Origin of the sequence: Meiothermus hypogaeus (genome assembly GCF_003574035.1) — a bacterium.
GTDB classification, from domain to species: domain Bacteria; phylum Deinococcota; class Deinococci; order Deinococcales; family Thermaceae; genus Meiothermus; species Meiothermus hypogaeus.
The window spans coordinates 1-7,863 of sequence record NZ_QWKY01000114.1; the positions used below are offsets into that span (position 1 = coordinate 1).

7 protein-coding genes and 1 tRNA gene are annotated in these 7,863 nt (G+C 59.0%); 2 read left to right on the forward strand and 6 right to left on the reverse strand.

Translation table 11 applies throughout. The features are described 5' to 3' along the window. The first annotated feature begins 153 nt into the window (after window positions 1–153). Both Mhypo_RS18660 and Mhypo_RS18665 read left to right on the forward strand, forming a co-directional pair. Window positions 154–672, forward strand: a complete 519-nt coding sequence (locus Mhypo_RS18660) for a winged helix-turn-helix domain-containing protein (protein WP_240637303.1) — start codon at window positions 154–156, stop codon at window positions 670–672. Then, the gene (locus Mhypo_RS18665; protein ID WP_240637304.1) at window positions 570–1,235 is read left to right on the forward strand and encodes an IS630 family transposase; all 666 of its coding nucleotides are present in this window, start codon (window positions 570–572) and stop codon (window positions 1,233–1,235) included. Before Mhypo_RS18660 ends, Mhypo_RS18665 begins: the two co-directional genes overlap by 103 nt. Before the next feature lie 130 nt (window positions 1,236–1,365). Here the strand turns inward: Mhypo_RS18665 and Mhypo_RS16525 are convergent, their stop codons facing one another. The 6 genes from Mhypo_RS16525 to Mhypo_RS16550 form a co-directional block, all read right to left on the reverse strand. Next, a complete protein-coding gene (locus Mhypo_RS16525) occupies window positions 1,366–1,815 on the reverse strand; it encodes a hypothetical protein (RefSeq protein ID WP_119342347.1) in 450 nt (149 codons plus the stop codon). Window positions 1,816–2,058: 243 nt separating this feature from the next. Further along, window positions 2,059–3,057 (reverse strand): aspartate-semialdehyde dehydrogenase, encoded by a 999-nt coding sequence (locus Mhypo_RS16530; protein WP_119342348.1) that lies wholly within the window; start codon window positions 3,055–3,057, stop codon window positions 2,059–2,061. A 174-nt stretch (window positions 3,058–3,231) separates the two neighbouring features. Beyond that, on the reverse strand, window positions 3,232–5,463 hold the full coding sequence (locus Mhypo_RS16535; RefSeq protein WP_119342349.1) for a transglycosylase domain-containing protein: 2,232 nt from the start codon (window positions 5,461–5,463) through the stop codon (window positions 3,232–3,234). A gap of 163 nt (window positions 5,464–5,626) precedes the next feature. Beyond that, window positions 5,627–6,019, reverse strand: a complete 393-nt coding sequence (locus tag Mhypo_RS16540) for a response regulator (protein ID WP_119342351.1) — start codon at window positions 6,017–6,019, stop codon at window positions 5,627–5,629. A 102-nt stretch (window positions 6,020–6,121) separates the two neighbouring features. Further along, window positions 6,122–6,195 (reverse strand) — tRNA-Gln (locus tag Mhypo_RS16545). Between the two features lie 450 nt (window positions 6,196–6,645). Beyond that, entirely contained in the window at window positions 6,646–7,617 is a 972-nt protein-coding gene (locus Mhypo_RS16550; protein ID WP_119342350.1) for a 4Fe-4S dicluster domain-containing protein, read from the reverse strand. Window positions 7,618–7,863 lie beyond the last annotated feature (246 nt).

The window sequence follows — 7,863 nt, forward strand, 5'->3', positions numbered from 1 at the left end:
CCCTACGCTGGGTGTTCCAGCTTTTCCTGTGGGTGCGTCTGGTGGTGCTGGAGGGCAGGCCCCGGGTGCTCAACCTGACACCCCATCACGAGACGGCAGCCCGTCTGCTGGGGGTGGAGCGATATTATACCAAATCTATGTAGATAATAATGTATGCCGAGCAAAGCCATAGCCCTACACCCCCACCAGAGCCTGGAAGAACTCGAACAGCGCTACCGTAGCTGCAAGGATGCCAAGGAGAAGATCCGCTGGCAGGTGATCTGGTTGTACGCCCAGCAGACCCGGGAGCACCGCCCCAGCACCCTGGCAGTGAGCCAGGCCACCGGGTTTAGCCAGAACTGGGTCTACAAGCTCATCCGGCGCTACAACGCCGAGGGACCCCAAGGGCTCATCGATAAGCACCGCTACAACCCGGGAGGGGATAAGCGGGCATTGCTGAACCCAGAGGAGCAACAAGCCCTCGGGCAGGCCCTGCAACAGCGCCCCCCCGACGGGGGGGTGTGGACGGCCCGCAAGGTGGCCCACTGGGTCCAGGCGCACACCGGCAAGGGCATGGCCGAGGTCACCGCCTGGACCTACCTGCGCCGGCTGGGCTTCAGCCTGCAACGCCCCCGTCCTCGGCACACCCGCGCTGCGAACACGCAGGCGCAGGAGGCTTTCAAAAAAAGCTAGCCCAGGGGGTAGAGGCCCAGCGGCAACTGCACCCGGATAAGCGGGTGGAGGTCTGGAGCCAGGATGAGGCCCGCCTGGGCCTGAAACCCATCCTGCGTAAGGTCTGGGCACGCAAAGGACAGCGGCCTCCCGCCTTCCATCGCACCCGCTATGAATGGCTGTACGTCTATCTCTTCGTGCATCCGGCCAGTGGGAAGAGCAGCTTTCTGATCCTGCCCACGGTCAACAGCGAACTCATGAGTCTGGCCCTGCAGGAGTTCCAGCAGGAGGTGGACCCCCAGGGGGAGAAGGTCATCCTCCTGCTTCTGGACAACGCTGGGTGGCACCGGGCCAAGGACCTCCAGGTACCGCCCGGTCTGCTGCTGCTGCACTTACCGCCCTACACCCCGGAACTCTCCCCGGCGGAGCCGGTGGTGCCTTTGCTGCGGGAGGCGGTGGCCAACGAACACCTGCCCAGCCTGGAGGTTTTGGAAGAACGCCTAGCCCAGCGGTGTGTCTATCTCCAGGAGCACCCCGAGGTCATCCGGGAGGTGGCGGGGTTCGGGTGGATCCCCAATGAATGACTATCTATCTAAGGTTGGTATTACCTCCTGGAATAAGAATGGTGCGGAATGTCGGATCAAATCCGCCATGAAGCAGTTCTGCCGTAAAGACAAGGGCTGGCTTGGTGCCAGCCCTTGTCACTATGTGTAGCTAAAAACCGATGTTAACGCCCACCGCACCCCCCAGACCAAACGTGCTGGGGCCGGAGAAAAACAGCATCGGATGCACCTCAACAAAAATACCGATTAGGGGCAGGCCCACGTTCAGATAGGTTCCGATTACCCCCCTGGCCCCCAGACCCCCACTAGTAGAACCCTGGGCCAGCAAGGATACGGTCGTGCCGGTCGCATAGAACAACCCTGCACCCGCATACAGGTCGGTCAGGGGCACCGTTACCAACACATCGGCACCACCGCCCAAGGAGGCCGGGCCCCCCGTGAAGAAGTTGGCCCCCGCATACACCCGCCCATCCAGCACAAACGGTACCAGCGGCAAGCGAATGCCCGCATTAACCCCAAATGGGCTACCGGCGGTTATCTGGACGCTCTGGGCGAAGGCCGGGGTGAGCAACAAAACCATCAAAACTAGCCATTTACGCATAATCAAAACCTCCGGGAAGAGTATACGGGTCGTTTCTGGCAGGTTGCTGTGATGGATGGCCGGTTTCTGAGTGCTTCCAAAGTTTTTCTGTCAAAATAACCGTATTCGGAATATACCTGGGCACTGTGCCTGTGGCGTGAAGTTTGGCAGGTGAACTCTACGGGTTCGATAAACACGCTATGGCGAAGCTTACAGGGCCATCCGACCTCATGCAATCCTGGAGTTGCTTTTGAGCCCTGGTTTTTAGCCGGCTACCGGCTTTTGCAGCAGCTCCGCAATCTGCACCGCGTTCAAGGCCGCACCCTTGAGCAGCTGATCCCCTGCTACAAAAAAGTCCAGCCCGTTGTCGAATACCAGGCTTTTACGGATACGTCCGACCTCCACGTTGAACTTGCCTGTTGCGGTGAGTGGCAGTGGATAGCGTTTGTTGGCTGGGTCGTCTACCAGGTCTACCCCTGGGGCACCCTGAAGCACTTCTCGTGCCGCCTCGGGGCTTATCGGGCGCTCAAACTCCACCGTCACGGCTTCGGAATGTACCCGCAGGGTCGGAACCCGAACTGCTGTACAGGAAACCCGAATCTGGGTGTCTCCCATAATTTTTTGGGTTTCCCACAGCACCTTCATCTCCTCTTTGGTGTAGCCGTTTTCCTGGAAAGCATCGATGTGAGGAATCACGTTAAAGGGCAAAGGGTAAGCGAAGGTCTTGTGTTCAACGGGCTGCCCCGCCAGGTACTGCCGGGTTCCGTGCAGAAGCTCCTCCATTCCGCTGGCACCTGCACCCGACGAGCTCTGGTAGGTGCTAACAATCACCCGCTTGGCCCCAAAAGCCTTGTGAAGGGGATAAAGGGCCATTACCAGTATGGCTGTTGTGCAGTTCGGGTTGGCAATGATGTTTTTGTGACCCTGTATGGCATGGGCGTTTATCTCCGGTACAATCAGCGGCACCCCGGGGTCGTAGCGGAAAGCCGATGAGTTGTCAATCACCACCGATTGTTTGGCCCAGATGGGGGCGTATTGCTTGGAGATAGCACCCCCTGCACTCGCCAGCACCACATCCACCGGCAAGGGGGTCTCGGGTAGCGCCTCGATGTTCACTTCCTTACCACGAAACTTGAGGCTTTTGCCCGCCGAACGAGCTGAGGCGTATAGTCGCAGCTCAGATACGGGAAAGTTGCGCTTTTCAAGCACACTCAGTAGTTCTTTGCCAACCGCTCCGGTAGCTCCAACAATTCCGATTCTCATGGCATCTCCTCTGAGAAACAAAAAACCCGCCAGGGTAGGCAGGCTTGGGCGACAACTCGAGCGAGCTGTCGCCTAGGTAGTGGTGGTGGTATACCAAACCATCTGAAAAAACAATAAATGCAACTGCAGCAAAAGTCAAACGCAATAGGGTAGGTAGCTTACAAAACCCCTGCGCTAGTTGCACTGATAGTCGTTGACGCGGCTATCCGGTACCTGCAGCCATACCACCCGTTCGGTAGGGGTCTGAGGAGAGGCCAGGCAGTTGGTGGCCCGATCCACTGCGATGGTTTGATAGGCATTGGTACTGGCAACCGCCGGGCCAGGCCGCGAGATATAGGTAGGCTGGGGCGGAGCGTCCCGCACAACCGCCTGCGTACGTTGCACCTGGCGGGCTGGGAAGAGCGCGGCCACTCCGCTCGAGCTGTCGTTGCCGGTAAGTAGATCGAAATTGGCCAGAACCAGCCCCGAGGGCTGAGGAAAGTCGCCGGCAGGGCGGCCCCGCAAGGCCTGCTCCACAAAATCGCGCCAGATGGGGGGGTTGACCATCGAGCTGCTCGGCTCTATACCTCCCATACGCTGGGGCTTGTGGTCATCGCGGCCTATCCAGAGCGTAGCCACGAGTCCCCGGGTGGCGCCGGCGAACCACAGGTCAATGGCATCGTCACTGGTTCCGGTCTTGCCGCCCACAATGCGCCCTGGAATGCGGGCTTCAGCGGCCAAACTACTGCGGAAACCCGGCGGGACATCGTAGACGTAGCCCTTGAGCATGTCCCAGATCTGGTAGGCTACTTGCGGTGTCCAGAGCAGTACCTTTTTGGTTTCGGGCTCATAGATTACTCGGCCATTGTTATCCTCAACCCTCAAAACCAGGCGCGGCTCGACCCAATAACCACCATTGACAAAACTGGCGTAGGCTGCCGCCAATCCGATCGGAGTTATATCTGCCCCTCCGCCAATTGAATTGGCCAGCACGGCCATATTGCCAGTCAGGCGGAACCCGGCAGCCCGCAATTTATCCCCCAGGCGCTGCACGCCAATGGCCTCAGCGGTGCGAATAGCCGGTAGGTTGAGGGAGCGGTCCAGGGCGTAGCGGAGGCTGACCGGACGATTCAAGTACTTCCCATCAAAGTTCTTGGGTCGCCACACTCCCCGCGGGGTAGGGTATTCTATGGGAGCATCTAGCACGGTAGTAGCCTGGGTCCAGCCCGCTTCCAGGGCCACGCCGTAGGTAAAGGGCTTGATAGCCGAGCCGGGACTTCGCCAGGCCTGGCTTGCCCGGTTGAACTCCCCCTCCGTACCGGGACGTGCCCCTACCATGGCCAGCACCTCGCCCGAGTTGGGCTCGAGGCCCACCATCGCCAACTGAGCCTGGTCGGGCAGGCGGCGACCCACTACGGCCTTTTCCGCGGCAGTCTGCATCTTCAGATCGAGCGTGGTGATGATGCGCAGACCTCCCTGATCTCGCAGCTTGTCGGAGCCAATCTTTTCCTTCAGGTAGCGCTGTACTTCATATACGAAATAGGGCGCCAAGCGCACGTTGCGCTCCGGCACAATGCGCACACTGGGGTCTATGAGTTTGGCGCTCTTGAGGTTGCCGCTGTCATCGTAGGCCACTTCCCAACCCTTGGGCACCAGCTTGTAGCGCCAGGCCGCATCGGCGTCGGCCTGGCTGACCCAACCTTCTGTCACCATATTTTCCAACAAAACCTTCATGCGACGCCGGGTGGAGGGGTAGTCCAGGTAGCGGGGGTTGGGAGCTGGCAACAAAATGGCCAAATAGGCCCCTTCGGCCAGGTTGAGCTCGGAGGGTTCCTTACCAAAGTAGGCCTGAGCGGCTGCCCAAATGCCCTGAGCGTTGCTCCCCCAGGGCACCACATTGAGGTACATCTCCAGAATTTCCTCTTTAGAGTAGCGCCGCTCAATCTGGATGGCCAGGGGAAATTCCTTGAGTTTGCGCTCGAGGCCGCTAATGCTTCGGCGTTCAAAAGCCAGGTCGCGCAGCAAAGTGTTCTTGACCACCTGGGTGGTAATGGTCGAACCCCCCTGCAGGTCGCCGCGCAAGGAGTAGTACAAGCCCCCAAACAGGCGGATGAAGTCGATGCCGTAGTGCTTGAAAAAGCGCTGGTCTTCCGAGACCACCACCGCCACAGCAGCCGCTGGCGAAACCTCGCTCAAACGCACCAGTTGCCGGGCAATGGCCCGTCCATCCTCCACCGAGGCCAGGTCGGCAATGGGAATGCCATCACGGGTATAAAAGGTCGAGGTTGCGGTAAAACGTAGGTTATCGAGGGTCTCGAGGCTGGGCAGATCGCGTAGCAGCAGCCAGGCCACATACCCTGCAGCTCCCGCTGCCCCCAAAAAACCCGCAATAAACACAACCCGCACAATCTGGAGCAATCTACGCACGGGAGTTAGTGTAGCAGTCGCAGATTAGAGTGTTTGTAATACCGATTCTGCCCAATGGTAACCAGGCCCTTCCCTGGGATATTGCCCAGACGAGATTCGATGGGTCATTTCGGAGGGCGCTATTTGCTTGGGCTATTTCATCAGCAACTGGGTAAGGCTTCGGCTACACGCTGGGCTGTTGCTGGGGAAGGTTGCGTAGGATGCTGGAAAAAGCCTTGCGATCCACCGGCTTGGAGAGAACATGCTCTACACGAGCAAATTCGGCAGTAAGCTTGGTACGATCATCGCTATCTCCAATGAAAAGCACCACAGGCACTTCCCGCAGGCGGCGGCTCATTTTCAGGCGGGAAGCAATAGAAAAGGGGTCAATTTCAATTCCATCATCCAGTACAATCGCCCGGGGTGTATGCGCTTTGAGGAAATCCAGACCCTCCTGGGCTTTCTCATAAAACTGGGCCTCAACGCCCTGCTCCTCAATAACCAGCTCGAGCAAGGCCCGCAGGGTCAGGCTCGAGGTAATTACCAAAACTTTGTCACTTTGCACAGCTTCCGCCATATATTCCATGATAGTAGCAGACCAGGAGCCAGGGTAACGCCCATATGTCACACTGACTAATCAGACAGCAGAAACCCTCCGAACACGGCTCGGAGGGTTTGATGGCTGGGGCACGTGGACTCGAACCACGACCGACGGTTCCAAAGACCGTTGTCCTGCCATTAGACGATGCCCCAGCAGGTAGCAGCCAGAATGGTTCCCCCACCTATTAGGTGCGAAACCCGCAGGACAGCAAACGGTATTTTAGGGGTCTGGCCGCGATGTGTCAAACCTTTGCACTGCTGCCAGGCCCGGTGCATAAAGTAAAACCCCTACTTCCTCCCCCAACGGGGAGGCTAGGTGGAGGCCTAATACCCGGCCAGGTCGCCTTCCTACAAGCATTTTTTTGCAACACCGGCCGTCTAAAGCGCACTTGGCTAAGGTTTGCGGGGGTTCACGCACCGACCCTGACCTGGGGTGTCGCCCGATGAGGGAGCTTGGAACGACCCTCAAAGCTAACTCTACAGGTAAAGTTGGTATTATCGCGCCCTTCAAAGACGCTGCCGCCCGGAAACTGAGGATTCTTGATGCTCGAGAGGCTCATTCGATGTGAAGAGCGCTCTATACAACAAGCCATCGCCTAGCTACTAGAGGTCGTACCAGGGAGGCATACCCCGGTAGAGCTCGAGCGGCTCCCCCAACACTTCCTCCCGGGTGGCTTCTACCAGCGAGATGACCTGCGGAGGGCAGCTCTCCACACAAGCCCCACAACCTGTACAGGCCGACACATTCAGCTTCAAGACGTACTCCTCGCTCAAGCCCTCTACCGTATCGCGCTCGCGCTCAACCGCCTTGGTAGGGCACACGTTGGTACAGACCGGGCACAGCGTGCACCCTTCGGCCACGGCGATACGAGGCCACCGTACCTCCTGGGCCCGGTAAGCTGCCACCTTTCGCAAGCGCAGCTCTGGAGGGAGTTCGGCGCGCTTATCTTCGTAGGGCTCCTCTGGCAAGGGCAGGTTGGGCACCAGCTCGGCAGCAGAACGCCTGGCTCCACCAAACATGGCCCCAAAAAACTCCCGGCGGCCCACCTCCGCCCCGCGCAGCGCATCCTGCTGTATAAGCACCTCGAGCCCTGGGAAATACTTTTTGCCCTCCTCCACAGCCCACCCTAACCGCTCAGGGATGGCAGGACCCCCGATTCTGCAGCTCGCGCAGTCCCCGTGGGCTAAGGTAAGCGGGCCATAGCGGGAACCCGCTTCGGCCAGAACCCCTGGCGTGAGTTGTCCCAAACAGTGAATTTCGTCACCGGCCCCGGGCGCTTTGGAGCAGCGAAGCTGACCCCGCCCCCGGTGTAGTTTCTCCTGAATAGGGCCCAGCGGGAACTCCAGGGCCAGACCCGGGCAAACAGCCGTGCACAACCCGCAGCTCGTGCACTTCACCTCGTCAATTTCTACGGTAAAACTTTGCAGGTTGATGGCCTGATGCGGGCAGACCTGCTGGCACTTGTCACACCCACCCACGCTGTTGCGCTCGAGCAAGCAGCGCGGCCCGGTGTATTCCGGCGTAGGGTCGGTTAGTTTGAGGAAAGCCCCCACTAAATTGTCAAAAAGTCCCACAGCTAATAGGGTACAGGGTATGGGCGTCAGGGGTCAGGGAAGAAACTGACATTTGCAGAGGCCGCCAGTGCACGGGTAATACCAGATTCGGTTGATTCGTTACCATTCGGTAACGAATCAACAGGGCCGAAGTTATCCGCGTAGCGGAGGGCGATACCGCCCCTTGGAAGTTATCCGCGTAGCGGAGGGCGATACCGCCCCTTGGAAGTTATCCGCGTAGCGGAGGGCGATACCGCCCCTTGGAAG

Bases quoted from the DNA above. Each gene is read 5' to 3' on its own strand.
- Mhypo_RS16525 (WP_119342347.1), bottom strand. From the start codon at position 1,815: ATGCGTAAATGGCTAGTTTTGATGGTTTTGTTGCTCACCCCGGCCTTC.
- Mhypo_RS18660 (WP_240637303.1), top strand. From the start codon at position 154: ATGCCGAGCAAAGCCATAGCCCTACACCCCCACCAGAGCCTGGAAGAA.
- Mhypo_RS16530 (WP_119342348.1), bottom strand. From the start codon at position 3,057: ATGAGAATCGGAATTGTTGGAGCTACCGGAGCGGTTGGCAAAGAACTA.
- Mhypo_RS16540 (WP_119342351.1), bottom strand. From the start codon at position 6,019: ATGGCGGAAGCTGTGCAAAGTGACAAAGTTTTGGTAATTACCTCGAGC.